This is a genomic window from Bradyrhizobium sp. SZCCHNR1017 (assembly GCF_032381375.1).
Taxonomy (GTDB): Bacteria; Pseudomonadota; Alphaproteobacteria; order Rhizobiales; family Xanthobacteraceae; genus Bradyrhizobium.
Window position 1 is genome coordinate 229,960 of sequence record NZ_JAUHIR010000002.1, and the last position, 25,978, is coordinate 255,937.

The following is a 25,978-nucleotide window of genomic DNA, read 5'->3' on the forward strand; positions in this document are numbered from 1 at the left end:
CGACATCCGGGTCTCAAGTGCCGCGCCGGTGGGCCCGGATGTCGCTTACGCCGATCCGGGCGCGTGCTTCAGCGCTCCAGCGCGATACGGATCATGCGGGCCAGCTCTGGCTTCCGGTAAGGCTTGGGCAGCAGCAGCACGCCGGCGTCGAGGCGGCCGTGGTGCACGATCGCGTTCTCGGTGTAGCCCGAGGTGAACAGCGTCCGCAGCGCCGGCCGCCGCACCCGCGCGGCGTCGGCGAGCTGGCGGCCGTTCATGGCGCCGGGCATGATGACGTCGGTGAACAGCAGGTCGATCTCCGGATGGCGATCGAGCACGTCGAGCGCCTCGGCGGCATTGGCTGCAGCCAGGGTGGTGTAGCCGAGGCTGCCGACCTGGGCGATCACGTGCTGGCGTACCAGCGGATCGTCCTCCACGATCAGGATCGTCTCATTGCCGCCGCGCGCGTCTGGCGCCTGCAAGCCCGCGCTGGCCGCCGGAGCGGACGCCGAGCGCGGCAGATACAGCTTGATCGAGGTGCCGTGGCCGACCTCGCTGTAGATCTTGATGTGGCCGCCGGACTGCTTGACGAAACCGAACACCATGCTGAGGCCGAGCCCCGTGCCCTTGCCGGAGCCCTTGGTCGAGAAGAACGGATCGAACACCTTCTCGAGATAGGCCGGCGGAATGCCACAGCCGGTGTCGCTCACGGCGATCATCACGTAGTCACCGACGATGACCTCGCTATGGACGTCGGCATAGTCCCGGTCGAGCGTGACGTTCGCTGTCTCCAGCGTGAGCTTGCCGCCCTGCGGCATCGCATCACGCGCATTGAGCGCGAGATTGATGACCGCGGTGGCGAGCTGGTTCGGATCGGCGAGCGCAGTGCAGGGATCGGCGTCAAGGATACGCTCGATCTCGATCTGCGCGCCGAGCGTCGGCTGCAGCAAGGCTGCGGTCTCGTTCAACAGGGCGTTGACGTCGAGATCCGTCGGCTGCAGCGGCTGCTTGCGGGCGAAGGCCAGCAACTGCCGCGTGAGCTGCGCGCCGCGGTCGGCGGAGTCGTCGATCAGCTTGGCGACGGAGGCGAGCTCCGGCCGGTCGGACACGGCGTCGGCAAGAATGCCGATGCTGCCGGTGATGACGGTGAGGATGTTGTTGAAGTCGTGGGCGACGCCGCCGGTGAGCTGACCGACCGCCTCCATCTTCTGCGCCTGGCGGAACTGCGCCTCGGCCGCGCGCTTCTCGGTGAGGTCGCGGCCGACGAAGAAGTGGCGCTGCACCGGCTCCGACCAGCTCGCCATCCAGTTCAGGACGACGCCGCGGCCTTCCTTGTGCATGAGCTGCGCTTCGAAATTACGGACGTCGCGGCCGCGGCGGCAGGCGCGCATCTGGCTACGGACCGCCTCGAGCTCGGGCGGATAGACGAAGTCGCTGGCATTGCGGCCGACCATCTCCTCCGGCCGGTAGCCGAGCACGTCCAGCGCGCTCGGGCTGACCTGCATCAATTGTCCGTAGGAGTTGGCAACCAGGATCAGGTCCTGCGAGGTCTCGAAGATGCGGCGGCGCTCCTCGGTCTCACGGGTCAGGGCGGTTCGGGTGCGCTTGCTCTCGGTGATGTCGTGCGCCACCTTCGAGGCGCCGATGATCACACCATGCGCGTCGAGGATCGGCGACACGCCGAGCGATACTTCGATCTCGCGGCCGTCCTTGTGGCGGCGGATCGTCTCGTGATGCTCGATCTTCTCGCCGTCGCCGATCCGGCTCAGGATGCGATCGACTTCGCTGCGCCGTTCGGCGGGCACGATCAGGCCGATGTCGTTGCCAAGCGCCTCGTCTGCGCCGTATCCGAACAGGTGTTCGGCGGCGCGATTCCAGGACGTGATCTTGCCCTGCAGCGTCAGCGTGATGATGGCGTCGTTGGAGGATTCCACCACAGCGCTGAACAGCCGCTCCCGCGCGATGAAACGGGCCCGCTCGCTTTCGCTCTGCCGGCGCTGCTGCTGCAGCAGCCGCATGAGCCTCGTCTGCAGCCTGACATTGTCGGCGAGCAGGACGCCGAGGACGAAGCTCGCTGCCAGCAAGCCATAGATGCGGCCCGCATAGTAGCCGAGGTCGAACCGGGCGGCGTTGAGCAGCGAGGAGATCGAGAGATCGAACAGCCAGGCGCACAGCGCCACCATGACCCAGAGGTCGAGAATGCTGTGCGGCCTGCGCAACGCCAGGACGAGCAGGGCAGCCGATGTTACGCACCAGATGGCGCCGACCACGATCTTCAAAGCCGGAGTGGCAGCGTCATCGCGGACGAGCGCAGGCAGCGCCGTATCATGGGCGATCACCGCCCAGGTGAGTGCCGCAAGTGCAATCGCCACGCCGAGCACGGCGACCGAGAGAGACAGCGCAACCGACCCAACGGGCGCCGGACGGAGACGGTCGTGCAGCGCATAGACCAGAACGAACAAGGGGAACGCGCCGTGCCAGATCATGTAGATCCAGGCTGCGGTCTGCGGCCCTGCATCGAGCAGGCCGGTCTGAGAATACAGGCCTGGGAACACCAGCGTGTGCAGCAGCGAGGCTGGCGCGGTAAACAGGTAACCGGAGGCCAACCACAGCAACGGTCGCGAGCGAAGCAGCACGAACTGGGAGAACAGCAGGAACGCGGTGATGAGATCGTTCAGCGCCAGCGCCGACTGGTAGCTCGCGACGAACGCAGGCACCGGCGGCAACTGCACCTTGGCAAAGGGAGCGGCGGCGGCAAACAGCAAGGTCGAGATCGCAACCGCGGCGAGTGCTGCGATTTGGTCTCGGCGCGTCGCGGTGGACGTCGACAGGAGGACTTCGCGATGATCCTTGATGCTCTGCATCTCCAAGGGTCCTGCGCAACAGAGCCGACGTGCAAGAGGGGAGGCTTTACAGCTGGTGCGCGAAGAAAATCACTGCTCTAATGAAGGTTGTATGGTACCAGATCGGATCGTTCTGTAGAATGAGTCAATAGTTGGAGTAACCGCACCTTTACCGCAAATGAGATAAATATACTCATAGTTGTGTCCGATTTCTTTCTACGTTGTAGGCTGTCCAACGGAAAAATTCTGGAGAAGTTGATGCCACGGATTCTGGTGGTCGACGATCAGAAGGATGTGCGCGCCATGATCTGTATGGTGCTGCGCGTCAATCAGTTCGACGTGGTCGAAGCGGGAACCGCTGCGTCCGGACTGCAGTTGTTCCGCGACCAGGCATTCGATGCCGTCATCGTCGACATCTATCTCGATGATTCCAACGGGCTCGATCTGGTCAGCAGTATGCGCGCGCTGGTTCCCGACGTTCCGGTGGTCGCCGTCTCCGGCATGACTGCCTTCGATGGCGCGTCGATGTCGGACGAGCTGACCCGTGTCGTTTACCTGCAGAAACCGTTCCGCCCGGCCGAGCTGATGCGTGCCGTCGAAACGGCCCGTGCGGCGGTGGCGGCCAAGGGGACCCCATCGCTTTCGGCCTGTGCCGGCTGAGCCGGTCTGTTGCTCCGTACGACGTGGTTCCCCACGGTCGGGGGGCCTCAACGACGAACCAAGCGCTCAGCAGAACGCCCCGGTCCAGGACCGGGGCGTTTGTATTTTGCTGATGATGATCGAGACGGTCAGGAGTTCTATCAGGAGCCCTTGCCGCCGAGCTCGGCGTAGCCGCCCTTGGCGTCCCACTTGTAGACGACGTAGTCGATCTGCTTGATGTCGCCCTTGGCGTCGAAGCCGAGCTTGCCCAGCACCGTGTCCCACTCGCCGGCCTTGATGGTGTCCATCACCTTCTTGGCGTCGGTGGTGTTGGCCTTCTTGACGGCCTGCGACCAGACCTGGATCGCGGCGTAGGTGTAGAGCGTATAGCCCTCGGGATCGATGTTCTTGGCCTTGAACTTGTCCACGATCGCCTTCGCGCTCGGCTTGTTGCGCGGCTCGGGGCCGAAGGTGAACAGCGTGCCTTCCGCGGCCGGACCGGTGATCGAAGCGAACTCCTTGTCGTTCATCGCGTCGCCCGCCATCAGGATGGTCTTGAGGCCCTGGTCGCGCATCTGGCGCAGGATGAGGCCGGCTTCCTGATGATAGCCGCCGACATAGACGAGATCGATGTTGTCACGCTTCAAGCGGGAGACGATGGCGTTGAAGTCCTTGTCGCCCTTGTTGTAGGACTCGAACATCTTCTCGGTGACGCCGGCCTTGTTCAGCGCCTTCTTGGTCTCGTCGGCGAGACCCTTGCCGTAGGTGGTCTTGTCGTTGAGGATCGCGATGTTCTTGCCCTTGAAGTTCTTCGCGATGTAGTTGGCGGCAACGAGACCCTGCTGGTCGTCACGGCCGCAGACGCGCGCCACGTTCCACAGCTTGCGCTCGGTGAACAGCGGGTTGGTCGAGGCCGGCGTGATCTGCAGCACGTTGCTGTCGGCATAGGCCTCGGAGGCCGGGATCGACGACGACGAGCAGAAATGGCCGGCGACGAACGGAATGCCGGAGCCGGCGAGCTTTTCGGCAACCGAACGCGCCTGCTTCGGATCGCAGGCATCGTCACCGACCTGCAGTGCGAGCTTCTTGCCGAGCACGCCACCGGCGGCATTGAGGTCGGCGACCGCCATCTCGGCGCCGTTCTGCATCTGGCGGCCGAAGGCCGATTCACTGCCGGTCATCGGGCCGGCCACGGCAATGTTGATGTCTTCGGCGAAGGCAGCAGTCGAGAGCGCCAGCGATGCGCCCAGAGCCAAGCCGATGAGTTTGAGTGGTTTCATGAGAAATCCTCGCGGGGGTAGGTCGACACGGAACGGCCCGAACGGCGGGCCGCAGACCGCGCGCATTGTGGCTGATTTTCCGGCGAAGTCACCGGCAATTTTTGACCACACCTACGAAGGACTAAGGCCATTCTGGCCGCGTTTTGAGGGCCCGCCTCAGTGGCGGCCGCCCTCCAGATAGGCAGCGCGGATCTCCGGTCGCTGCAGCAGCTCGGTGCCGGTGCCCGACAGCGTAATCAGGCCGTTGACCAGCACATAGCCGCGATGGGCGAGCTTCAGCGCGTGATTGGCGTTCTGCTCGACGATCAGCACGGTCAGACCGTCCTGGCGGTTGAGTGTCCGAATGGCGTCGAAAATCTGGCGGGCGATCAGCGGCGCCAAGCCGAGCGAGGGCTCATCCAGAAGCAGCAGGCGCGGCCGGCTCATCAGCGCGCGTCCGATCGCCAGCATCTGCTGCTCGCCACCGGATAGCGTGCCGCCGCGCTGGTCGACGCGCTCCTTCAGGCGCGGAAACAGGGCGAAGACGCGCTCCAGCGTGCTGGCCCGCTCCGCGTCGGTCGTCTCGCCGGCGTCGGCGCCCATCTGCAGGTTTTCCGCCACGCTCATGCGCGGAAAGATGCGGCGTCCCTCCGGCGACTGCGCGATGCGCAGCCGCGCGAGCTGATGCGTCGGCACCTGTGTGATGTCGTTGCCGTCGTAGACGATGTTGCCGGAGCTTGCGCGCGGGCGGCCGAAGATCGACATCATCAGCGTCGACTTGCCGGCGCCGTTGGCGCCGATCAGCGCGACGATCTCGCCCGGCTTGATGTCGAGATCGACGCCCTTCAGCGCTTCGATCTTGCCGTAGGACGCGCGCAGATTGCGGATCGCGAGCAGGGACGCACTCACGCCTCGGCCTCCATCACGGCTGCGGCCTCTTCCTCGTCGGTGCCGAGATAGGCGGCGATGACCTTCGGATCGTCGCGGATCTCGCGCGGCGTGCCCTCGGCGATCTTGACGCCGTAGTCCATCACGACGACGCGGTCGGAGATTTCCATCACGACGCTCATGTCGTGCTCGATCAGCAGGATCGACGTGGCGTGATCGGCCCGGATCGACAGCAGCAACTCGCTGAGGGCCGCACTCTCGCGCGCGTTGAGGCCGGCGGCCGGTTCGTCGAGGCAGAGCAGGGCCGGCGAGGTGCACATCGCGCGCGCGATCTCCAGCCGACGCTGGTCGCCATAGGCGAGATTGCCGGCCGCGTCGTCGGCGCGGTCGATCAGCCCGACGCGCTTCAGCCAGAACACGGCCGCATCGATCGCGTTCCGCTCGGCCGCGCGCCACGAGGGCACGCCGAGCAGCCCGAGCACCGTCATGCCGGACGCGCGCATCAGCGCGTTGTGCTGCGCGACCATCAGGTTCTCGAGCGCCGTCATGCCCGGAAACAGCCGGATGTTCTGGAACGTCCGCGCCACCTTGGCCTGCTTGGAGATGTTGAAGTCCTTCAGCTTCTGCATCTCGAACTGCGCGCCGTCATCATGGGTCAGGCGGATGACGCCGGAGGTCGGCTTGTAGAAGCCGGTGATGCAGTTGAACACGGTGGTCTTGCCGGCGCCGTTGGGGCCGATCAGGGCCGTGATCTGCGTGCGTTGCGCGGTGAACGACAGCGCATTGACGGCGACGATGCCGCCGAAGCGCATGGTGAGGTTTTCGAGTGCGAGAATGGGAGCGGAGCTCATCCGTGGCCTTCCTTGACGAGGTCCGAAGAGATGCTCTTGGATTTTTCCAGGAATACGGTCGGCGCGCGATGGCCGACAATGCCGCGCGGCCGCCAGATCATCACCAGCACCATGGCGAGACCGAACACCAGCATGCGGTAGCCCTCGAGGCTTCTGAACAGCTCGAAGCCGCCGATCATGGCGAGCGCCGCCAGCGCGACGCCGAGCTGCGACCCCATGCCGCCGAGCACGACGATGGCGAGCACCAGCGCCGATTCCTGGAAGGTGAAGGATTCCGGGCTGATGAAGCCCTGGCGCGTGGCGAAGAAGGCGCCGGCGAAACCGCCGAACATCGCGCCGGTCGCAAATGCGGTCAGCTTGGTGGTGGTGATGTTGATGCCGAGCGCGCGGCAGGCGACCTCGTCCTCGCGCAGCGCTTCCCAGGCCCGGCCGATCGGCAGCCGGCGCAGCCGGATGGTGACCCAGTTGGTCAGGAGTGCCAGCGCCAGGATCAGATAGAACAGAAAAACGATCCGGTGCGTCGGCGAGAACGGGATGCCGAGCATCGATGCAAGGCCGCCTTCGCCCGGTGCGAGCGGAATGCCGAACAACGTCGGTCGCGGAATCCCGGAGACGCCGTTGGGACCGCCGGTCACGTCCTGCCAGTTGATGAGGACGAGGCGGATGATCTCGCCAAAGGCCAGGGTGACGATGGCGAGGTAGTCGCCGCGCAGCCGCAGCACCGGAAAGCCGAGCAGCACGCCCCAGAAGGCGGCGAGAATGCCGGCGAGCGGCAGGCAGACCCAGAACGACAGGCCGAAGGTGGTCGAGAGCAGGCCGTAGGAATAGGCGCCGACGGCGTAGAACGCGACGTAGCCGAGGTCGAGCAGGCCGGCGAGACCGACCACGACGTTGAGGCCCCAACCCAGCATGACGTAGGTGAGGACCAAAATGCCGAGGTCGAGAATGTAACGCTGATTGTAGAAGATCACCGGCACCAGCAAGGTGAAGATCAGCAGCGCCGGCGCGAGATAGCGGCCGGCTACGGACATGCCGCTCCGCACGGACGGCGGCACGAAGCTGCCGAGGCCGCCGCGCGGTCCGAGCCACAGCCGCAGCAGCTCGACCGCGATCGAGCCGACGAACACCGCCACAACCAGGCTGGCGAGGTCGCCGAAGCGGGTCCAGTATACGAGCTGGCCGCTCTGACCCGCTTCGGTGCGGATGCCGACCATCAGAGAGAACAGACCGAGAGCGACCAGTGCGCTGAGAAAGGCCTTCTTGAGGATGAAGGCGGCTCCGACCGGTTCGGAGCCTTTCGACGAGGCGGGAAGGGACGCGCTCACGCGGACTCCATCTTCAGACTTTTTCGACTTCGGGCCGGCCGAGCAGGCCGGTTGGCAGGAAGATCAGCACCACGATCAGGATCGAGAATGCCGCGACGTCCTTGTACTCCACCGAAAAATAGGCCGACCAGAACGTCTCGATCAGTCCGATCGCGAGGCCTCCGAGCATCGCGCCCGGCAGCGAGCCAATGCCGCCGAGCACCGCCGCCGTGAACGCCTTGATGCCGGCGACGAAGCCCATGAAGAAATCGACCAGGCCGTAATACAGCAGGTACATCATGCCGGCGACGGCCGCGAGCGCCGCGCCGATCACGAAGGTCATCGAGATGGTGCGGTCGACGTCGACGCCAAGCAGTGCCGCCATGGTCTGATCCTGCTCGCAGGCGCGCATGTCGCGGCCGAGCCGCGTGCGGGATACCAGCCAGGTGAACAGCGCGAGCAGAACGATGGTGGTGATGACCACCACGATCTGGATGTTGGAGAGCTGGACGACGAAGCCGCCCGCGCCCTCGTGCAGCGTGTAGCCGCCGGTGATGATCGGCGGCACCGGCTTGACGCGCGCGCCCTGCGACACCTGCGAATAGTTGGTGAGCACGAACGACATGCCGATGGCGGACAGCATCGGCGCCAGGCGGAACGAGTGCCGCAGCGGGCGATAGGCGATGCGTTCGATGGTCCAGCCATAGAGCGCCGTGATGGCCATCGACACCAGCAGCACGATCAGCAGGATCACCGGAACCGCGGTCAGGCCCAGCGACACCAGGACCAGGAAGCAGATCAGCGCGATGAAGCCGCCGATCATGAAGATGTCGCCATGGGCGAAATTGATCATGCCGACGATGCCGTAGACCATGGTGTAGCCGATGGCGATCAGGCCGTAGATCGAGCCAAGGACGAGGCCGTTGATGAGCTGTTGCGCGAAATAATCCATGAACTGCCGTGAGTGAGACTGCCGATACCGGTTCGCAACGCGGCGGGGGCCTTGTAGAGCGGGTGCCGGTATGCCTGGAGACGCACCCGCGCCCAAGGCGACGCGTGCGGCAGTACTAACAGTTTGGAACCGGGTGCCGCAACAGCGTGCAGTGCCACAATTGCGGGCTTATCCCGCCTCCTTTGATGGCGCGGTTCCCCTGCCTTCCTCGGGGCCGGCCGTCGCCATCAAATGACCGCTTGGGAACCCAGCACGTAGCGCCGAAAAGGAGGGTTCTCGCACCGGTTGCTGGCGCCGCTATATGCCGCTACCGCTGTCTTCCGTCGAACCAGGCACTTTTGCCATCAGCTTCGACTGGAGCCTGACCAAGGCGTCGCGCAGCCGCGTCGCCTCATCGTACCGGGTTTCCCGAGCCACCATGCCAGAAAACGGATCTTTCACCATGGTCTCGGCGGCCTGGGCAAGACGGCGCATCGGCGTCACCACCCATTTCGCGGCGAAATTGAGCAGCACCAGGATCGAGAACACGCCACCGGCAACGTTGAACCAAAACGAGCGCACAAGCTGGCGGGTCGGCACCATCGCGGCAACGGCGTCCTGCCGGATCAGAAGGGACCAGCCGAAGCTCGGCAGATCGGCGTACTTCACGGTGGGGAACGTGAGGGTGAAATAATCCTTGCCGTCGGGCCATCGCTCGATGAGCGCGACCGAGGCCCCGCGGCTTGCGGCCTGCGCCGAGCCGATCGTCAGTTGCTTGCCGACGAGATCCGGCGGGCCGAACAGCACGATGCTCTCGCGCGACAGCAACACCAGATCGATGTCGCGCGACGCCAGCGCCGCGACGGATTCGATCACCCATTTCCAATCGATCTGGGCCCCGATGACGCCGGCGGGGGCGCCGTCGTGCACGAGCGGAGCCGACATGGCGATCAAGCGGTCCGGTCCCGAAGCGGCCTGCAACATCCGGCCCAGGGCCTCTGATTCGCGATCATCGACCGCCGTCGGCACCCCGAGTCCATGCCGGAACCAGCGCAGGTCGGCGACGTTTTGTCCTTCCAGCATCCGGTCCTTGCTCGCGATGACCTTGCCGCCGGAGTCGGCGATGCCGAGCCAGGCATAGCGCGGCTGGAACTGGCTCACGAACTGGATCTGCCGGCGCGCCTCGGCGACGTCGGCGGGGTCGATGATCGCGGCGAGCCGCGACACGTCGCTCCACGTGCCGTACAACTGTCGCGCCAGCAGGTTTGCGCTGAGCTCACCGCGCGTCCTCAGCTGCTCGATCGCGAGCTCCTCGCCGCGCCGCTGCAGCGACGCCGAATAGAGGATGGCAACGGCCAGCGCCGTCACGACGATCAGTGTCGTGCCGCCGAGGAACACCGCTGTCTGTAAGCTCCACCGTCGCCTCGTCATTGTCTTCTCCTCAATCGGCCACGGCTCGCGCGATTTCTTTCAGCATGCGGCCGAGATCGCCGCTGTCGGCGCCGGGCACTCCACTCGCGGTGTGCAGCCGCTCGATGATCTGGGCGCGCTGCTGCGGCGTCACCGCAAATATGAGCCGGTAGCCGTCGTTCGTCGGAGCCGCGACCTTGGTTGGGATATCGCCGATCAGGGGCAGGGTGAGCGTGCCGATGGCGCCGGTCGCAAGGCCGACCGGACCGCTGACGCGTGCGCCGCCGGGGCCGAGATTGACGATCCAACCGCGTTGCGGCTCGCCGTCGACCGTCAGGGTTATCGGCTCGACGATCTGGCGTTGCGGCCGGTTGTAGCGTGGACGGTCGATGCACACGGCGATCGCCACCGACAGCACCAGAATGTTGTAGATCGTCCAGAACATCACGACGATGACGCCGTCTCCCGCGGTCCCCGTGGTATTGAAGACGAAATCGGACGTCAGCGACACGATCATGCCACCGATCGTCAGCGCCATCAGGATCAGGAAGGGCCGCATCAGCGGCCATTGGACAATGATCTTGGCGCGATCGCCGCCCTTGGCGGTCACCGAGAATTTGTGCGGACCGGGGGAGAGCAGGCCGAGAGCGGCGGCGCGGAGCACGGGCCAGGCGGCGACGATCTGCGAGACATCGTTGACGATCGGAATGAACAGTCCCTTGGACAGCCAGTTCAGCGTGTACATGATCGAGAGATAATAGGGGCCGTAATACCGGATGATGTCGGCGATCGAGGCGTTCACCACCGTCACCCCGCCCCACCAGTAGAGCAGTGGACAGATCAGCGCGGCGAGGCGGAACGGATAGGTCGACGTCCAGTAGAGCAGCGAGTCGAGCACGCTGAGCCGGTGGAAGAAATCGAGACCATGGGAGCCGAATGGATTGTAGACGTTGCGCACGATCTGCATGAGGCCGAGGCACCAGCGACCGCGCTGCGTGACGTATTCCGCAAGGCCTTCCGGCGCCAATCCCTCCGACAACGCCTCGTTCAGGTACACGGTCTGGTAGCCGTGCGCGGACAGGCGCAGCGTGAGCAGGAAATCCTCGGTGACGCTCTCGGTCGGCACGCCGCCGATCATCTCCACGGCGGAGACGCGGAATATCGAGGAGGTGCCGCAGCACATTGCGATGCCCCAGGCGTCGCGCGCCGGCTCGACGTTGTCGAAGAAGTGGCGCTGCTCGTCGGGATAGGACGCGCCGATGCCGAGATTGTGCTGGATCGGGTCCGGGTTGAAGAAGTGCTGGGGCGTCTGTACGAGGCCGACAGCCGGATCGTGGAACAACGCCAGCGTCCGCTCGACGAAGTCGAGATGAGGCACGAAATCGGCGTCGAGAACGGCGACGAAATCCGGCCGGTCCGCATCCGCCGCGCGCAGCCGCAAGGCATTGTTGATGTTGCCGGCCTTGGCGTGTGACTTGTCGGTACGGGCGACATAGCCGATGCCGTGCTCGGTGCAGTAATCCCGGAGCCAGGCCCGGCTGCCGTCGTCGAGGACGAAGACGCGCAACGCCGCATAGGTGATCGCCTTGGCGCCGACGATGGTTCGCTCCAGCACCTCGAGCTGCTCGTTGTAGGTCGTGATGAAGATGTCGACCCGAGGCGGCGGCGTCGGAAGCCACCAGCCGGCATGGCGATCAGCCTCCGTCGTCCGCTCCTTGGTCCTGGTCAGGATCAGGAAGGCGAAGGACGACGAAACAACGGTGAGCGCTTCGAGAATGGCGAAGCCCCAGCTGAGGATTCCATCCGGCGTGAGGCCGGGCGGAGCAAGGGTCTCGGTGAAGCGCCAGACGACATAGCGCCAGGCCAGCAGGATCGAGCCGCTGAGGAGCAGGGTCCGCCAGTACCATATCTTCGGGTCTAGGAGGGGCAACGCCAGGACGCGCAGCCCTACGATGATCGCAACGACTGCGAACGCGGACAGGAATGGTGACAGCGTCGGCATCAGTAGCCGTACCGGGCGACGAAGCCGCGCAATGCCGCGATCGGTCCGCTGGTGAAGATCACCCGGCCGGTGCGCCCGATGGCGCAGGACAGATCCGGCTGCTTGGCGAGATCTGGCACCGCAACGGTGACGTCGAAGCGCTGCAAGTGCTGCGGCGTCGGGCCGACGGCGAGATTGGCGTAGAGTTGCGAGGCGCCCGAGCCGCCGAGACGTGTCACCGTCCCATCGAATATCCGGTCGTCTCCGAACAGACGGAACTGCACCGGGGCGCCGATCGACAGGCGGGCGTAGAGACTTTCGGGAACGCTCGCGGTCACCACGAGACTGTTGCAGTCCACCAGCTTGACGAGATCCTGACCGCGACGGGCATATTCGCCATCGTCGACGAGGAAATCCCAGGCCATGCCCAGGACGCGGGCCCTCAGCGTCGCCGAGGTCAGCCGGTTGATCCGGACGCGTTCGGCGTTGATCTGCTGCTCGTATTGGACCAGGCGGGATTGGATCTGCTGCTCGTCCACGGCAAGTTCGGCGAGGCGCAGGTCGAGCTCGTGAATGCGCTGCATCGAGAACGGCACGTCGTTGTAGGAGTCGCCGATGAAGACCCCCGATTGCGCGGAGCCGAGCTCGGTCTCGACATAGTTGGTGCGCTGTTTCGCGCTTTCCAAATCCTGCTTGGCGATATCGAGCGAGGCGCTGGCCTGGTCGAGGCCGGCGACCGTCTGGACCCCGCGTTCCTTCAGCTCGTTGGCTCGCGTGAAGGTGAGATCCGCGAGCTTCAGCCGGGCGGCCGCGGCATCCTCCGCCGCCTTGGCCTCGGCGATGCGCGCCGCGATCTGGCGGACGCGGCCGGTCTTGTAGTTGGCCGACTGGGCCGCGAAGGCGGCCCGCGCCTGCTCGAGCGCCGAACGCTGCGCCGGAACCCGCTTGAGCGCGATCTTCTGCTCGTCACGGTCGCGCTCGAGATTGAGCAGGCGCGTGGTGTCGAACCGGTCGTCGACGATCTCGGCCATGAGTTCCCCGGCATTGACCCTGGCGCCGATATTGCTCACCCCCAGCGTCACGCGGCCTTCGATCGGCGCGCGCACGACGTAAAGCCGGGCATTGACGGTCGCGTCTCCCGAAGTTCCGGCGAAATGCTCGCCGACCAGGATGTAGAGGCCGCCGGCCAGCAGGAGGATGCCGATGAAGATCCGAGCTACTCTCATGCGGTACTCCCGCTCGGCAGCTGCCTGCCGCATCACGATCCCGCTGTGCGAAACGCAGCGGCGTTCGCCTCTAAGGTAGTATATCTGTTTCAGACTACTTTGACGCTAGTCAAGAACACCGATGGCGTGGCGCACAGAGTTGCGAGGCGCATGGACGTGAATCAGCGGCCGCCGACGGACGCAATGTCGGATGCGATGCAGATGTTCGAGGAGGCGTCGATGAGGCCCGGAAAGGCCGCTATCACGCGGGAATTCGGGGCCTGATCGGCGAGGTCATCAGCACGGTCTCTGCGGCGATTGGACGGTGGGCTCTCGCGCCCGTCGCCCCCCGTTAAGGTAAACGAATGGTTTAAATTGCCGGGCGCGTTTGCCGGGCGTTAGCTCGTCTGGAAATCGGCCGGACGGGCGGTTTGTGGGATGCAAAGGTGGGCGTGACATGATCAAGGATTGCGTGATCAGGAATTGGCGGCTCAGCTGCGTCAACGGTGTGCTGCTGGCGCTCTATTTCGTGCCCGCCTGGACCATCATCGCGTTTCAGATCATGGTGTCGCCGATCCAGGGGTTGTTCGCGCGGCCAAATATCGCGGTGGCCTTGTTCATCAGCGACCACCTGCAGCTGTCGGGCATCGAGACGGTTCGCGCCGCCTGGCTGCTTGCGCTGGCGCGACTGACGGTCGCAGGCTTCTTCGCGATGTTCCTGGTGCTGATCCTGGTTCCGCGGGTGCGAAAGGTGGCCGGCTATGTCGAGGCGCTGTCGATCGGGCTCGGCTTCGGCAGCATGCTTGCCTTCTTCAGCATGATCATGGCTGCCAAAGTCGGGGAGCCCCAGGCGTTGCGTCTGCATGCCACGGAACTCCTGATGCTGCTCGGCACGGCCATCGTCATGCTGGTGGAGAAGCCGACGACGCAAGCCTCGCCGTCTTCCGCATCCGCTTCGCCGAAGATGGAGCCCACGGCGACGCCGTCGCCGCAGCAGGCATGACGCCCCGATCCATCGCGGTGCATCAGTGCTGGGTCAGAAAGCCCAGCACCGCATCGTTGAACTGGCCCGCCGCTTCGACATTCGAGATGTGCGCGGCATCGACGATGGTCATGCTGGCGCCGGGGATGCGGCTGCGGATTGCTTCCGCCATCGCGATCGGCGTCGATTTGTCGTAGCGGCCGGCCACGACGAGGGTCGGGCTCTTGATGGCCGGCAGATCCTCACGCAGGTCCAGGGCACGCAGCGCCGCGCAGCAGGCAAGATAGCCGCCGACAGGGGTGGCCACGAGCATTGCCTTCATCCGGTCGGCGACATCAGGATTGTGATCACGAAACTCCTGCGTCAGCCAGCCAGCGATGACCGTGTCGGCGATTCCAGCGAGTCCGCTGTCCTCGACCGCCTCGATGCGGGCGTCCCAGATTGCCGGATCGGGGTAGTAGCAGGTGGTGTTGGCGAGCACGAGCTTGCCGATGCGTTCAGGAGCATGGGCGGCGAGCCACTGCCCGACCATGCCGCCCATCGACACGCCGCACCAGTGCACCTTCTCGATGTTGAGGTCATCGAGAATCGCCAGCGCATCGCGGCCGAATCGCTCGATCGAGTAGGGCCCGGGCGGCACTTGCGATTTGCCATGACCGCGCCGGTCATAGCGGATCACGCGGAACACCTGCGTGAAGGCACGCATCTGCGGCTCCCACATCTGCAGGGTCGAGCCGAGCGAGTTCGAGAGCATCAGGGTCGGCCCGCCGTCGCGGCCCTCGACGGTGACATTCAACAGACAGCCGTCGGCATCGATCATCGGCATGGGCGGAATCCTTGTCGCAGGCGGCCGCGCCGCCGGAGGAATCGTGCAGATTTGATGGCGAACTAACCACCGCCGCCGCCGTCTGCCAATCAAAACCCGACGGCGGCGAGGTCCGGAATGCTGCGGTGCCCGGCTTTTCTGCAACGCTTCCGGGCGCTGCTCGCCCTTCCTTTTGGGCGTTCGGTGCTTTACTTGAATGCCTCTAACCGCGCCAATCGGGGGGAGATGCACATGGCTATGACGATGACGGGCGAAGTCCAGCTGGCCGCTCCGCGAGAGCAGGTCTGGGACAAGCTGAATGATCCGGAGGTGCTCAAGGCCTGCATTCCCGGCTGCGAGGAGCTGGAGAGGACCGAGGATGGCGGCCTCCGCGCCGTTGCCAAGATGAAGGTCGGACCGGTCTCTGCGCGCTTCAAAGGCAAGGTGACCTTGAGCGATCTCGATCCGCCGAACGGCTACAAGATTTCAGGCGAAGGCGAGGGCGGTGTCGCCGGATTCGCCAAGGGTGGCGCGGTCGTCGCGCTGGCGGACAAGGACGGCGGCACGCTGCTGACCTACAATGTCGAAGCGCAGATCGGCGGCAAGCTGGCGCAGCTTGGCCAGCGGTTGATCAACGGCACCGCAAAGAAGCTCGCCGACGAATTCTTCGCCAACTTCGCCAAAGCCGTTCAAGGCTGACCGCAACCGACCCATGCGCGGCCGGGGGCGAGGTTGCCCGCCGCCGGGAGCGCCCATATGATGGTTTTCGACTGATTTTGCTGGGCTGCGCTGCAGTGCAACGCTGTCGCGCGGATAATAGAGAGTCCTGAATGGCCAAGATTTCCATGATTGTGAACGGTAATCCCGTCACGGCGAACGTCGACCCGCGGACGCTGCTGGTGCAGTTCCTGCGCGAGAATCTGCGCCTCACCGGCACCCATGTCGGCTGCGACACGTCGCAATGCGGCGCCTGCGTCGTCCATCTCGATGGCAAGGCAGTGAAGTCCTGCACGACCTTGGCCGTGATGGCCGACGGTCATGAGGTCAGGACGATCGAGGGACTCGCTGCCGACGGCGCGCCGCTGCATCCGATGCAGGAGGCGTTTCGCGAGCATCATGGCCTGCAATGCGGTTTCTGCACGCCGGGCATGATCATGACCGCGGTCGACCTCGTCCACCGTAAGGGACATGAGCTCAGCGACGAGACCATTCGCGAGGAGCTCGAGGGCAATCTCTGCCGCTGCACGGGCTATCAGAACATCGTGCAATCGATCGCCGCCGGCGCCAAGGCGATGGCCAAATCGGACCTCGCCTAAACGTCTGACCTTGCCTTAGTCGGCCCGCTGCGCACAGGACATTCCCCCATGTACGAATTCAAATATCATCGGCCGGCGACCGTGCGCCAGGCCGCAAATCTCCTCACCAAGAACGAAGACGCCAAGCTGGTCGCTGGCGGCCACACGCTGGTGCCGGTCATGAAGCAGCGGCTCGCGAGCCCGCCGCATCTGGTCGATCTCTCCCATGTCGAGGGGCTCGATACGATCGAGGTGAAGGGCCGAAACCTCGTGATCGGCGCGATGGCGCGTCATGCCGACGTCGCCAACTCCGCAACCGTCGGCGAGGCGATTCCGGCGCTCGCCCATCTGGCGAGCCTGATCGGCGATCCCGCGGTGCGCCATCGCGGCACCATCGGCGGCTCGATCGCCAACAACGATCCGACCGCGGACTATCCAGCCGCGTGCCTTGCGCTCGGCGCCACCATCGTCACCAACAAGCGCAAGCTGAAGGCCGAGGAGTTCTTCCTCGGGCTGTTCACGACCGCGCTGGAGCCGGACGAGATCATCACCAAGGTGAGCTTCCCGCTGGCCAAGAAGGCGGCCTACGTCAAGTTCCGCAACCAGGCCTCCCGCTACGCGCTGGTCGGCGTGTTCGTCGCCCGCCGTCCGTCCGACGTGCGCGTTGCGGTGACCGGGGCCGGCGGCAATGGCGTGTTCCGCGTCACCGCCTTCGAGGAGGCGCTGCAGAAGCGCTTCTCGCCGAAGGTGCTGGAGGGCATTCCGGTCTCGGCTGAAGGCCTCAACAGCGATATTCACGGCAGCGCCGAATATCGTGCCCATCTGATCGGCGTGCTGGCGCGCCGTGCGGTCGATGCGGCCAATGCCGGCGCCAAGGCCTCAACCGCGTCGGAGGGAGCCGCCGAACCCGAGGCTCCGGCTTCGTGACGGACGCGTGAAGAAGGAAGCGGTCTCGCCCATGAGTGCTCCGGCCCTGCCAGCATCGGTCGACGCGATGCTCGAATTGTTGTCCTCGCGCGGCTATCTGGCCGAGCGATCGCTGGCGACGGTGACCTATCTGTCGCTGCGCATGGGCCGGCCGCTGTTCCTCGAAGGCGAGGCCGGCGTCGGCAAGACCGAGATCGCCAAGGTCCTGTCGGCGGCGCTCGGCCGCAAGCTGATCCGGCTGCAGTGCTACGAGGGTCTCGACGTCGCCTCCGCCGTCTACGAATGGAATTCAGCGGCGCAGATGATCGCGATCCGGCTGGCGGAAGCGGGCGGCGAGGTCGACCGCGATCAATTGACGTCGGACATCTTCGCCGACCGCTACCTGATCAAGCGCCCGCTGCTGCAGGCGCTGGAGCCGGATGTCGCCGGCGCGCCGGTTCTGCTCATTGACGAGCTCGACCGCGCGGACGAGGCGTTCGAGGCCTATCTGCTCGAGATCCTCTCCGACTTCCAGGTCACGATCCCGGAGTTCGGTACCGTCAAGGCGCCGCATCCGCCGATCGTCATCATCACCTCGAACCGGACCCGCGAGATCCATGACGCGCTGAAGCGGCGCTGCCTGTATCACTGGGTCGATTATCCCTCCGCCGAGCGCGAGCTTGCCATCGTCAAAACCCGGCTGCCCGGCATCTCGCAGCGGCTGTCGCAGCAGATCGTGCGCTTCGTCCAGGCGCTGCGCGACCAGGACTTCTACAAGTCGCCGGGGGTCGCCGAGACGCTCGACTGGGCCACGGCGCTGACGGAGCTCGATGCGCGCTCGCTGAACGCCGAGGTCGTCGGCGACACGCTGGGCGCGCTGTTGAAATATCAGGACGACATCGCCCGCATGCAGGGCGATGCGTTGCAGAAGGCGATCAAGGACGCGACCAACGAGACGTAGTTCACGCCGGTGCCCACAATAAAGGTCGTCATTCCGGGATGCGTGCGCAGCACGCAGGCCCGGAATCCATAACCGCGATCGTCAGTATGGATTCCGGGCTCGCCCTCCGGGCGCCCCGGAATGACGAGCTCAATTTGAGGCGTGTGCGAAGCGGACGAGGGATCAGAACGTGCCCACAAGCATCAATCACCTCGCGCCGCCGACCGGCGGCATTGCCGACAACATCGCGGGCTTTGCGCGGGCGCTGCGTGCCGCCGGCCTGCCGGTCGGTCCCGGTGCCGTGATCGACGCGATGACCGCGCTCGAGGTCATCGACATCGGCAAGCGTGCGGACGTCTTCACCACGCTTGAATCGATCTTCGTCAAGCGCCACGAGCATGCGCTGATCTTCTCTCAGGCCTTCGACCTGTTCTTCCGCCCCGCCGAGGAGTGGAAGTCGATGCTCGATTCGGTGCCGCTGCCGGATCACGCCAAAAAGAAGCCGCCGCCGGCCTCGCGCCGGGTCCAGGAGGCGATGTCGCAGCCGCAGACCCATGAGGAGCCGAAGGCGCAGGAGCAGGACCTGCGGCTCGCGGTGTCCGACCGCGAGGTGCTGCAGAAGAAGGACTTTGCGCAGATGAGCGCGGCGGAGATCGCCGAGGTCGCGCGCGCCATCGCCAAGATGCGGCTGCCGCAGGCCGAGCTGAAGACCCGCCGCACCACCGCCGATCCGCGCGGCCATCGCATCGACATGCGCAAGACGCTGCGCCAGGCGCTGCGCACCGAGGGCGAGATCATCAACTTTCATCGCTTGGGGAGAATCGAGAAGCCGGCGCCGATCGTGGCCTTGCTCGACATCTCCGGGTCGATGAGCGAGTACACCCGCCTGTTCCTGCACTTCCTCCACGCCATCACCGATGCGCGCAAGCGGGTCTCGGTGTTCCTGTTCGGCACGAGACTGACCAACGTGACCCGGGCGCTGCGCCAGCGCGATCCCGACGAGGCGCTGGCGAGCTGCTCGGCCAATGTCGAGGACTGGGCCGGCGGGACCCGGATCGCCACCTCGCTGCAGACCTTCAACAAGCAGTGGGCGCGCCGCGTGCTCGGGCAGGGCGCGATCGTGCTGTTGATCTCCGACGGGCTGGAGCGCGAGGCCGACAGCAAGCTTGCCTTCGAGATGGACCGGCTGCACCGCTCCTGCCGGCGGCTGATCTGGCTCAATCCGCTGCTGCGCTATTCCGGCTTCGAGGCGAAGGCGCAGGGCATCAAAACCATGCTGCCCCACGTTGACGAATTCCGCCCGGTACATAACTTGACTTCGATAGAGACGCTGATCTCGGCGCTGTCGTCGCCGCTGCCGCCGCATCAGCGCAGCGCGATCCGGCCCGCCGCCTGAGAAGGAGATAGTCATGCTCAACCGCGACGAAGACATCCTCAAGGCCGCCGAGGATTGGCACAAATCCGGTCACGGCGTGGCCCTCGCCACCGTGGTCGAGACCTGGGGCTCGGCGCCGCGCCCGGTCGGGTCCAACCTCGTGATCAACGATGAAGGCACCTTCCTGGGCTCGGTGTCCGGCGGCTGTGTCGAGGGCGCCGTCGTCACCGAGGCGCTGGACGTCATCTCCAGCGGCCAGCCGAAGATGCTGGAGTTCGGCGTCGCCGACGAGACGGCCTGGAATGTTGGGCTGTCCTGCGGCGGCACCATCCGCGTGTTCGTCGAGAAGGTGGGTTGATCCATGCAGCCTGCAACGCTGGCCGAACTGAACGCCGAGCGTGCCGCGCGCCGCCCGGCGATTCTCGTCACCGACGTCGGCTCCGGCGCGCAGCGCCTGGTAAGGGCCGCCGCCATCGCCAACGATCCGCTGCGCAACGAGCTGTCGACCCATCTGCGTATGGGCAAGAGCGGCATGGTCGAGGTGGACGGCAAGCGGCTGTTCCTGAACGTCTACGCGCCGACGGCCAAGCTCGTGATCGTTGGCGCCGTCCATATCAGCCAGGCGTTGGCGCCGATCGCCAAGTCGCTGGGTTATGACGTCACCGTCGTCGATCCGCGCACGGCTTTCGCCAGCCCCGAGCGCTTCCCTGACGTGCCGCTGATCGCCGAATGGCCCGACGTGGCGCTGCCGCCGCTCAACGTCGATCACTACACCGCCTTTGTCGCGCTGACGCATGATCCGAAGATCGACGATCCGGCGCTGCTGCACGCCTTCTCGCGCGACTGCTTCTATATCGGCGCGCTCGGCTCGCGGAAGACGCACGCCAAGCGCGGTGACCGGCTGCGCGCGCAGGGCGCCAGCGATGCCGACATTGCCCGCATCCATGCGCCGATCGGGCTCGCCATCGGCGCGGTGTCGCCGTCGGAGATCGCGGTCTCGATCATGGCCGAGATCACCGCGACGTTGCGGCTGCCGGCCAAGGAGAAAGAGCAGGCGGCATGAAGTTCGGTCCTGCCAGTCCAGCCGAGGCGATCGGCGGGGTGACGGTGCACACCCTGCGCAAAGGATCATTGGTGCTGAAGAAGGGCACGCTGATCGGTCCCGCGGAGGTCGAGGCGCTGGTCCGGGAAGGCGTCAAGGAGATCGTCGTCGTCCGACTCGAGGCCGGCGACGTCTCCGAGGACGAGGCGGCCGCCGACGTCGCCAAGGTCGTCGCCGGCGCGGGCATTCACGTCGATCGCGCCTTCACCGGGCGCGCCAATCTGTTCGCGGCGCAGGCCGGCGTGCTGATGATCGACCGCGCCGCGGTCGAGCGCATCAACGGCGTCGACGAGGCCATCACCTTTGCGACCCTGCCGGCGTTCAAGCCGGTGGTCGAAGGCGAGATGGTCGGCACCGTCAAGCTGATCCCGTTCGGCGTCGAAGGCCGCCTGCGCGATGCCGCCGTCGCCGCGGCGGGCAGGGGCGCGCTCAGCATCGCCTCCTATGTGATCAAGCGCGTCGGCGTGGTCTCGACGCTTCTTCCGGGACTCGCACCCAAGGTCATCGACAAGACGCTGCGCGTCACCGCAGAGCGGCTCGCACCGGCCGGCGCCACCATCATCGCCGAGCGCCGCGTGCCGCATGAGCAGGCCGCGCTGGCTGCTGCGATCAGGGAGCTGCTGGCGCTGGACGCCGAGCTCGTCATCGTGTTCGGCGCGTCCGCCATCGCCGACCGCCGCGACGTCATTCCAGCCGCAATCACCGGCATCGGCGGTGCCATCGAGCATTTCGGCATGCCGGTCGATCCCGGCAATCTGCTCTTGATCGGCAATGCCGGCGGTGTGCCGGTGCTCGGCGCGCCCGGCTGCGCCCGTTCGCCGGCGGAGAACGGTTTTGACTGGGTGCTGATGCGGCTGCTCGCCGGCATCAAGGTCAGCCGTGCCGAGCTCACGGCCATGGGCGTGGGTGGCCTCCTCATGGAGATCGTGACGCGGCCGCAGCCGCGCGCCAAGCCGGAGGTCGAGGGCGAACGCAAGGTCGCCGCGGTCGTGCTCGCCGCCGGACGCTCGACCCGCATGGGTGGACCGAACAAGCTGCTGGCCGAGCTCGACGGCAAGAAGCTGGTGCGCATCGTGACCGAGCAGGCGCTGGCCTCCAAGGCCGGTGAGGTCATCGTCGTCACCGGTCATCAGGCCGAGCTGGTCGAACAGGCGCTGTCCGACCTCAACGTCCGCTTCGTCCGCAACCCGGATTTCGCCGGCGGCCTCGCCAGCTCGGTGAAATCGGGCATTGCCGCGGTGCCTGAGGGCATCGATGGCGCAGTGGTGTGCCTGGGTGACATGCCGATGGTGTCCTCGGATCTGCTCGACCGCCTGATCGGCGCGTTCGCGCCCGATCGCGGCAATTTGATCGTGGTGCCTGTGTCCGAGGGACGTCGCGGCAACCCCGTGCTGTGGTCGCGCCGCTTCTTCGCCGAGCTGATGACGCTGGACGGCGACGTCGGCGCGCGGCACCTGATCGCCAAGCACACCGAGGCCGTGGCCGAGGTGCCGGTCGACGGTGACAGTGCGTTTCTCGACATCGACACGCCGCAGGCGCTGGAAGCCGCGCGGCGCGGTTGAAGTCCGTAGCCCGCATGAGCGTAAGCGACATGCGGGACGCCGTGCGTGAGAGCCCGCATGTCGACTACGCTCATGCGGGCTACGACTTCCCTCCGACTCAACCTCTCATTCACCAAGTTTCAACGACCCCCGGCTAGATTTGCCGACATTGGGCCTCGGGGGAGGAGAGAGTGATCATTTCGACCGCCGCGCGACGTTTCGCGCTGTTTGCATTTGGCTTGACCGTTCTCGTCGGCGTTGCGCGCATCGCGAGCACCAGCGCCATCAGTCCGGCGCATGCGGCCGGCGCGTTCGCCATGGGCCAGTGCGCCGCCTACGGCCAGGCGTTCGACTATCCGGCGGAGCATCTCGCCAAGGCCGCCGCGCTGAAGCAGTGCAAGGGCGACTGCACCGCGGTGACGATGAAGAAGGCCTGCGCCGCGTTCGCGGTCGATCTCACCAATCCCTGCGGCGCCCACGGCTATGCTGTTCGGCCGACGATCTCGACCTCGCTCAACGAGGCGACCCGGGAATGCTACAAATATGGCGGCAAGGAATGCGTCATCCGCGCCTGGGTATGCGACGCCAAGGGTTGATTCAAGTCTGATGATCTCAGCGGCTCGGCTGCCGGGGTTCCACGTCCGCTTTTATTTCGATGCTTCGCCCTGAGAACGGCTCGGCTATTCTCGGGGTTCGATGACATCGAACTCTGGAAGTGGCATGCAATTCGACACCAAGATCGCGCTGATCATCCGCAACGATCTCGAGGCCTGGCAGAAGCTCAACGTCGCGGCGTTTCTTTCCAGCGGCATCGCCGCGGCATTTCCCGAATGCATCGGCGCACCTTATGAGGACGGCTCGGCGCCCCTGTATCACGCGTTGATCGGGCAGCCGATCCTGATCTACGGCGCGCCGGATCGTGCCGCGCTGGCGCGTGCTCTGGATCGCGCGCTGTCGCGCAGCGTGAAGCCGGCGCTCTACACCGAGGACATGTTCAAGACCACGCATGACGAGGCCAACCGTGATGCCGTGAAGGCGGTGGCGCGCACCGATCTCAATCTGGTGGGATTGGCGTTTCGTGCGGAGCGCAAGGTGGTCGACAAGGTCGTCGACGGACTCAAATTTCACGCCTGACAGCCACGGGCACATTGCGCTGTCATCAAACTGTTACTTCATGCAGCGGCGCGGCTTGATGCCGATCAAGCCCGGAATACGCCGACGTCGTTAGTTTGCGCCGCGACATGAGGAGCAGACAGATGCAGACCATGAAAGCCGCCGTCGTCAAAGCCTTCGGCAAGCCGCTCGACATCGAGGACGTTCCGATTCCTGTGCCGGGACCCGGTGAGCTTCTGGTCAAGGTCAAGGCCTGCGGCGTCTGCCACACCGACCTTCATGCCGCCTCCGGCGATTGGCCGGTGAAGCCGGTGCCGCCATTCATCCCAGGACACGAGGCGGCCGGGATCGTCGCGGCGCTCGGGCCCGGGGTCACCGACTTCAAGGTCGGCGACGCCGTGGGCGTGGCGTGGCTGCACGATGCCTGCCTGCGCTGCGAGTATTGCGAGACCGGCTGGGAGACCTTGTGCGAGCACCAGCACAACACCGGCTACAGCGTGAATGGCGGCTTTGCCGAATACGTGATCGCATCCGCGGCGTTCGCTGCGCGTCTGCCGGCCAATGTGGATTTCGCCAGGATCGCCCCGATCCTCTGCGCCGGCGTCACCACCTACAAGGGTTTGAAGGAGACCGACGCGCGGCCGGGCGAGTGGGTGGTGGTCTCCGGCGTCGGCGGCCTCGGTCATGTTGCAATCCAGTATGCGAAGGCGATGGGGCTGAAGGCGATCGGTCTCGACATCGCCGAGGACAAGCTGAAACTCGCGCTGGAGGCCGGCGCCGAACATGCCGTCAACGCGCTCGACAAGGATGCCGTGGCGCAGGTGATCGCAATCACCGGCGGCGGCGCGCATGGCGTGCTGGTCACTGCGGTGTCGACGCCGGCTTTTGCCCAGGCGCTGCACATGGTCCGCCGCAAGGGGACGGTCAGCCTCGTCGGCTTGCCGCCGGGCGAATTCCCGACACCGATCTTCGATGTCGTGCTGAAGCGCATCACCGTGCGCGGCTCGATCGTCGGCACCAGGCGTGATCTCGACGAAGCCATCGCGTTCGCCGCGGACGGCAAGGTGACGGCCGAGGTGACCACAGCGCCATTGTCGGAGATCAACACCGTCTTCGACCGCATGAAGGCCGGCAAGATCGACGGTCGCGTGGTGCTCGACTTCGGCTGATCGCAAGACCGATCGACGCGCCGCCGTGCCGTACATTGGGGCGGCGGTTTGATCTGGATCAGGAATGGGGACGCGCGGCGCTGGCACAAATTGCTCATGGCAGCCGTCACCAAGATCGTCTTCCTCGGCGCGAGCAGCGCGTCCTTCGGACTCAGCGTGTTCCGGGACCTGTTCTCGACGCATGATCTCGCGGGTTCGACGCTCGTGCTGGTCGGCCGCGACCCGATCCGGCTTGCCCGGTCGGAAGCACTGGCCCGGCTGCTCAACGACCTCTCCGGCGCCGGCCTTAAGATCGAGGCGACCACGGATTGGCGCGCGGCGCTCGACGGCGCCGGCTTCGTGATCCATGCCACCGCGATCGACCGCAACCGCTTGTGGAAGCTCGATTTCGAGGTGCCGCGCAAATACGGCATCCGGCACACGCTGGGCGAGAATGGCGGGCCGGGCGCATTGTTCTTCACGCTCCGCACCTTGCCGGTCGTATTCGACTTCGTGCGCGAGATGGAGCGGCGCTGTCCGGACGCGCTGTTCATCAACTTCTCCAATCCTGAGAGCCGCATCATCCTCGCGCTGGGGCTTCACAGCCGCCTCGCGCATATCGGCCTGTGCCACGGCATCTTCATCGCGCGCAGCCAGGTGGCTTCCATTCTGGAACTGGCCGAGGAGCGCGTGGACGTGTGGGGCGCCGGGCTCAACCATTTCCAATGTCTCATGCAGATCCGGGATCGCGACACCGGGGCCGATCTCTATCCACTGCTCCGCGAAAAGGCTGGGAGCCACGACCCCAAGGTCGCGCCGCTGACGCGGGCGCTGTTGCGCGACTTCGGCTTCTGGCTGGGCTGCGGCGACAGCCATGTCGGCGAATATCTCGCCTATGGCTGGGAAGCGGGCGAGAGCGGGTACGACTTCGCCTGGGACGAGGCGGAACGGGCCAAGCTGATCCGGCAGATCGACGAGGTCCTGGCAGGCAAATCCGGCATGCCGGACTGGTGGCGAATGCCGTCCGGAGAGCGCGCGGTCACCGTGATCGGCTCGGTGCTGCACGATCGGAAGCAGGTCATCGAGTCCGGCGTCGTTCTGAACCGTCACGTCATTCCCAACCTGGCTGCCGAGGCCGCGGTCGAAGTGCCCGTTGTCGCCGATCGCGTCGGTATCCATCCGGTGTCGCTGGGCCCGCTTCCAGATGCCGTCGCCAAGCTGATGTCGGTCCAGGTTCAGGTTCAGCAACTGGCGGTGCAGGCGGCCATGACCGCCTCCAAGGATCTCGCGCTGCAGGCGCTGCTCATCGATCCCGTCGTCAACTCGGCGGCCGCCGCGCGCCAGATCGTGGACGAGCTCTGGGAGGTCAATCGGCCTTACATCAGGTCCTGTGCGTGATCGCGCCGACTTCGTCTGACGAGGGGGCCGCGCGCGGTCGGGTAGGGCTCCTGACCCGCGCCGATAGATCTGCGAGGCCTCTT

24 protein-coding genes are annotated in these 25,978 nt (G+C 65.6%); 14 read left to right on the forward strand and 10 right to left on the reverse strand.

What is annotated here, in order from left to right; genetic code table 11:
• Window positions 1-68: 68 nt before the first annotated feature.
• The gene (locus QW863_RS06655; protein WP_315714778.1) at window positions 69-2,843 is read right to left on the reverse strand and encodes a PAS domain S-box protein; all 2,775 of its coding nucleotides are present in this window, start codon (window positions 2,841-2,843) and stop codon (window positions 69-71) included.
• Between the two features lie 237 nt (window positions 2,844-3,080).
• On the opposite strand from QW863_RS06655, the gene QW863_RS06660 reads away from it, so the two are divergent.
• On the forward strand, window positions 3,081-3,482 hold the full coding sequence (locus QW863_RS06660; RefSeq protein WP_315714777.1) for a response regulator: 402 nt from the start codon (window positions 3,081-3,083) through the stop codon (window positions 3,480-3,482).
• A 140-nt stretch (window positions 3,483-3,622) separates the two neighbouring features.
• Here QW863_RS06660 and QW863_RS06665 read toward each other — a convergent pair whose 3' ends face one another.
• From QW863_RS06665 to QW863_RS06700, 8 genes are all read right to left on the reverse strand, one after another.
• Window positions 3,623-4,741, reverse strand: coding sequence for a branched-chain amino acid ABC transporter substrate-binding protein (locus QW863_RS06665; protein ID WP_315714776.1), 1,119 nt, complete (start codon window positions 4,739-4,741; stop codon window positions 3,623-3,625).
• 156 nt (window positions 4,742-4,897) lie between these two features.
• Window positions 4,898-5,629, reverse strand: a complete 732-nt coding sequence (locus tag QW863_RS06670; RefSeq protein ID WP_315714775.1) for an ABC transporter ATP-binding protein — start codon at window positions 5,627-5,629, stop codon at window positions 4,898-4,900.
• A complete protein-coding gene (locus QW863_RS06675) occupies window positions 5,626-6,459 on the reverse strand; it encodes an ABC transporter ATP-binding protein (protein WP_315714774.1) in 834 nt (277 codons plus the stop codon). Before QW863_RS06675 ends, QW863_RS06670 begins: the two co-directional genes overlap by 4 nt.
• The gene (gene livM, locus QW863_RS06680; RefSeq protein ID WP_315714773.1) at window positions 6,456-7,784 is read right to left on the reverse strand and encodes a high-affinity branched-chain amino acid ABC transporter permease LivM; all 1,329 of its coding nucleotides are present in this window, start codon (window positions 7,782-7,784) and stop codon (window positions 6,456-6,458) included. Before livM ends, QW863_RS06675 begins: the two co-directional genes overlap by 4 nt.
• A gap of 13 nt (window positions 7,785-7,797) precedes the next feature.
• Window positions 7,798-8,715 carry an ABC transporter permease subunit gene (locus QW863_RS06685; RefSeq protein ID WP_315714772.1) on the reverse strand — a complete coding sequence of 306 codons (918 nt, stop codon included), beginning with the start codon at window positions 8,713-8,715 and terminating at the stop codon, window positions 7,798-7,800.
• 297 nt (window positions 8,716-9,012) lie between these two features.
• Entirely contained in the window at window positions 9,013-10,092 is a 1,080-nt protein-coding gene (locus QW863_RS06690) for a hypothetical protein (RefSeq protein ID WP_315714771.1), read from the reverse strand.
• A gap of 43 nt (window positions 10,093-10,135) precedes the next feature.
• Window positions 10,136-12,106: a glycosyltransferase gene (locus QW863_RS06695; protein ID WP_315714770.1), complete on the reverse strand. Its 1,971-nt coding sequence runs from the start codon at window positions 12,104-12,106 to the stop codon at window positions 10,136-10,138.
• Window positions 12,106-13,311 carry an HlyD family secretion protein gene (locus tag QW863_RS06700; protein ID WP_315714768.1) on the reverse strand — a complete coding sequence of 402 codons (1,206 nt, stop codon included), beginning with the start codon at window positions 13,309-13,311 and terminating at the stop codon, window positions 12,106-12,108. Before QW863_RS06700 ends, QW863_RS06695 begins: the two co-directional genes overlap by 1 nt.
• A 436-nt stretch (window positions 13,312-13,747) precedes the next feature.
• On the opposite strand from QW863_RS06700, the gene QW863_RS06705 reads away from it, so the two are divergent.
• Window positions 13,748-14,293 carry a hypothetical protein gene (locus QW863_RS06705; protein WP_315714767.1) on the forward strand — a complete coding sequence of 182 codons (546 nt, stop codon included), beginning with the start codon at window positions 13,748-13,750 and terminating at the stop codon, window positions 14,291-14,293.
• Window positions 14,294-14,315: 22 nt separating this feature from the next.
• Here QW863_RS06705 and pcaD read toward each other — a convergent pair whose 3' ends face one another.
• A complete protein-coding gene (gene pcaD / locus QW863_RS06710; protein ID WP_315714766.1) occupies window positions 14,316-15,098 on the reverse strand; it encodes a 3-oxoadipate enol-lactonase in 783 nt (260 codons plus the stop codon).
• A gap of 231 nt (window positions 15,099-15,329) precedes the next feature.
• On the opposite strand from pcaD, the gene QW863_RS06715 reads away from it, so the two are divergent.
• The 12 genes from QW863_RS06715 (at window position 15,330) to QW863_RS06770 (ending at window position 25,895) form a co-directional block, all read left to right on the forward strand.
• Window positions 15,330-15,776, forward strand: coding sequence for a carbon monoxide dehydrogenase subunit G (locus QW863_RS06715; RefSeq protein WP_315714765.1), 447 nt, complete (start codon window positions 15,330-15,332; stop codon window positions 15,774-15,776).
• Window positions 15,777-15,907: 131 nt separating this feature from the next.
• Window positions 15,908-16,393 (forward strand): (2Fe-2S)-binding protein, encoded by a 486-nt coding sequence (locus QW863_RS06720; RefSeq protein WP_172180444.1) that lies wholly within the window; start codon window positions 15,908-15,910, stop codon window positions 16,391-16,393.
• 48 nt (window positions 16,394-16,441) lie between these two features.
• Window positions 16,442-17,299 carry a xanthine dehydrogenase family protein subunit M gene (locus QW863_RS06725; protein ID WP_315714764.1) on the forward strand — a complete coding sequence of 286 codons (858 nt, stop codon included), beginning with the start codon at window positions 16,442-16,444 and terminating at the stop codon, window positions 17,297-17,299.
• A gap of 31 nt (window positions 17,300-17,330) precedes the next feature.
• Window positions 17,331-18,239 (forward strand): MoxR family ATPase, encoded by a 909-nt coding sequence (locus tag QW863_RS06730; protein WP_315714763.1) that lies wholly within the window; start codon window positions 17,331-17,333, stop codon window positions 18,237-18,239.
• Window positions 18,240-18,408: 169 nt separating this feature from the next.
• Window positions 18,409-19,614, forward strand: coding sequence for a VWA domain-containing protein (locus QW863_RS06735; RefSeq protein WP_315714762.1), 1,206 nt, complete (start codon window positions 18,409-18,411; stop codon window positions 19,612-19,614).
• Between the two features lie 13 nt (window positions 19,615-19,627).
• Entirely contained in the window at window positions 19,628-19,951 is a 324-nt protein-coding gene (locus QW863_RS06740; protein ID WP_231326115.1) for an XdhC family protein, read from the forward strand.
• Window positions 19,952-19,954: 3 nt separating this feature from the next.
• Window positions 19,955-20,656, forward strand: a complete 702-nt coding sequence (locus QW863_RS06745) for an XdhC family protein (protein WP_315714761.1) — start codon at window positions 19,955-19,957, stop codon at window positions 20,654-20,656.
• Window positions 20,653-22,257 (forward strand): molybdopterin-binding/glycosyltransferase family 2 protein, encoded by a 1,605-nt coding sequence (locus tag QW863_RS06750; RefSeq protein ID WP_315714760.1) that lies wholly within the window; start codon window positions 20,653-20,655, stop codon window positions 22,255-22,257. Before QW863_RS06745 ends, QW863_RS06750 begins: the two co-directional genes overlap by 4 nt.
• A gap of 170 nt (window positions 22,258-22,427) precedes the next feature.
• The gene (locus QW863_RS06755) at window positions 22,428-22,832 is read left to right on the forward strand and encodes a DUF4189 domain-containing protein (protein ID WP_315714759.1); all 405 of its coding nucleotides are present in this window, start codon (window positions 22,428-22,430) and stop codon (window positions 22,830-22,832) included.
• Between the two features lie 124 nt (window positions 22,833-22,956).
• Entirely contained in the window at window positions 22,957-23,370 is a 414-nt protein-coding gene (locus tag QW863_RS06760; protein WP_315714758.1) for a DUF2000 family protein, read from the forward strand.
• 122 nt (window positions 23,371-23,492) lie between these two features.
• Window positions 23,493-24,518, forward strand: a complete 1,026-nt coding sequence (adhP, locus tag QW863_RS06765; protein WP_315714757.1) for an alcohol dehydrogenase AdhP — start codon at window positions 23,493-23,495, stop codon at window positions 24,516-24,518.
• Between the two features lie 96 nt (window positions 24,519-24,614).
• Complete coding sequence (locus tag QW863_RS06770; protein WP_315714756.1) at window positions 24,615-25,895, forward strand: alpha-glucosidase/alpha-galactosidase; 1,281 nt, start codon at window positions 24,615-24,617, stop codon at window positions 25,893-25,895.
• Window positions 25,896-25,978 lie beyond the last annotated feature (83 nt).

Coding starts and splice junctions, on each gene's coding strand:
- QW863_RS06655 (WP_315714778.1), bottom strand. CDS start 2,843: ATGCAGAGCATCAAGGATCATCGCGAAGTCCTCCTGTCGACGTCCACC.
- QW863_RS06660 (WP_315714777.1), top strand. CDS start 3,081: ATGCCACGGATTCTGGTGGTCGACGATCAGAAGGATGTGCGCGCCATG.
- QW863_RS06665 (WP_315714776.1), bottom strand. CDS start 4,741: ATGAAACCACTCAAACTCATCGGCTTGGCTCTGGGCGCATCGCTGGCG.
- QW863_RS06675 (WP_315714774.1), bottom strand. CDS start 6,459: ATGAGCTCCGCTCCCATTCTCGCACTCGAAAACCTCACCATGCGCTTC.
- QW863_RS06685 (WP_315714772.1), bottom strand. CDS start 8,715: ATGGATTATTTCGCGCAACAGCTCATCAACGGCCTCGTCCTTGGCTCG.
- QW863_RS06695 (WP_315714770.1), bottom strand. CDS start 12,106: ATGCCGACGCTGTCACCATTCCTGTCCGCGTTCGCAGTCGTTGCGATC.
- QW863_RS06700 (WP_315714768.1), bottom strand. CDS start 13,311: ATGAGAGTAGCTCGGATCTTCATCGGCATCCTCCTGCTGGCCGGCGGC.
- QW863_RS06705 (WP_315714767.1), top strand. CDS start 13,748: ATGATCAAGGATTGCGTGATCAGGAATTGGCGGCTCAGCTGCGTCAAC.
- pcaD (WP_315714766.1), bottom strand. CDS start 15,098: ATGCCGATGATCGATGCCGACGGCTGTCTGTTGAATGTCACCGTCGAG.
- QW863_RS06715 (WP_315714765.1), top strand. CDS start 15,330: ATGGCTATGACGATGACGGGCGAAGTCCAGCTGGCCGCTCCGCGAGAG.
- QW863_RS06720 (WP_172180444.1), top strand. CDS start 15,908: ATGGCCAAGATTTCCATGATTGTGAACGGTAATCCCGTCACGGCGAAC.
- QW863_RS06725 (WP_315714764.1), top strand. CDS start 16,442: ATGTACGAATTCAAATATCATCGGCCGGCGACCGTGCGCCAGGCCGCA.
- QW863_RS06730 (WP_315714763.1), top strand. CDS start 17,331: ATGAGTGCTCCGGCCCTGCCAGCATCGGTCGACGCGATGCTCGAATTG.
- QW863_RS06740 (WP_231326115.1), top strand. CDS start 19,628: ATGCTCAACCGCGACGAAGACATCCTCAAGGCCGCCGAGGATTGGCAC.
- QW863_RS06745 (WP_315714761.1), top strand. CDS start 19,955: ATGCAGCCTGCAACGCTGGCCGAACTGAACGCCGAGCGTGCCGCGCGC.
- QW863_RS06750 (WP_315714760.1), top strand. CDS start 20,653: ATGAAGTTCGGTCCTGCCAGTCCAGCCGAGGCGATCGGCGGGGTGACG.
- QW863_RS06760 (WP_315714758.1), top strand. CDS start 22,957: ATGCAATTCGACACCAAGATCGCGCTGATCATCCGCAACGATCTCGAG.
- adhP (WP_315714757.1), top strand. CDS start 23,493: ATGCAGACCATGAAAGCCGCCGTCGTCAAAGCCTTCGGCAAGCCGCTC.
- QW863_RS06770 (WP_315714756.1), top strand. CDS start 24,615: ATGGCAGCCGTCACCAAGATCGTCTTCCTCGGCGCGAGCAGCGCGTCC.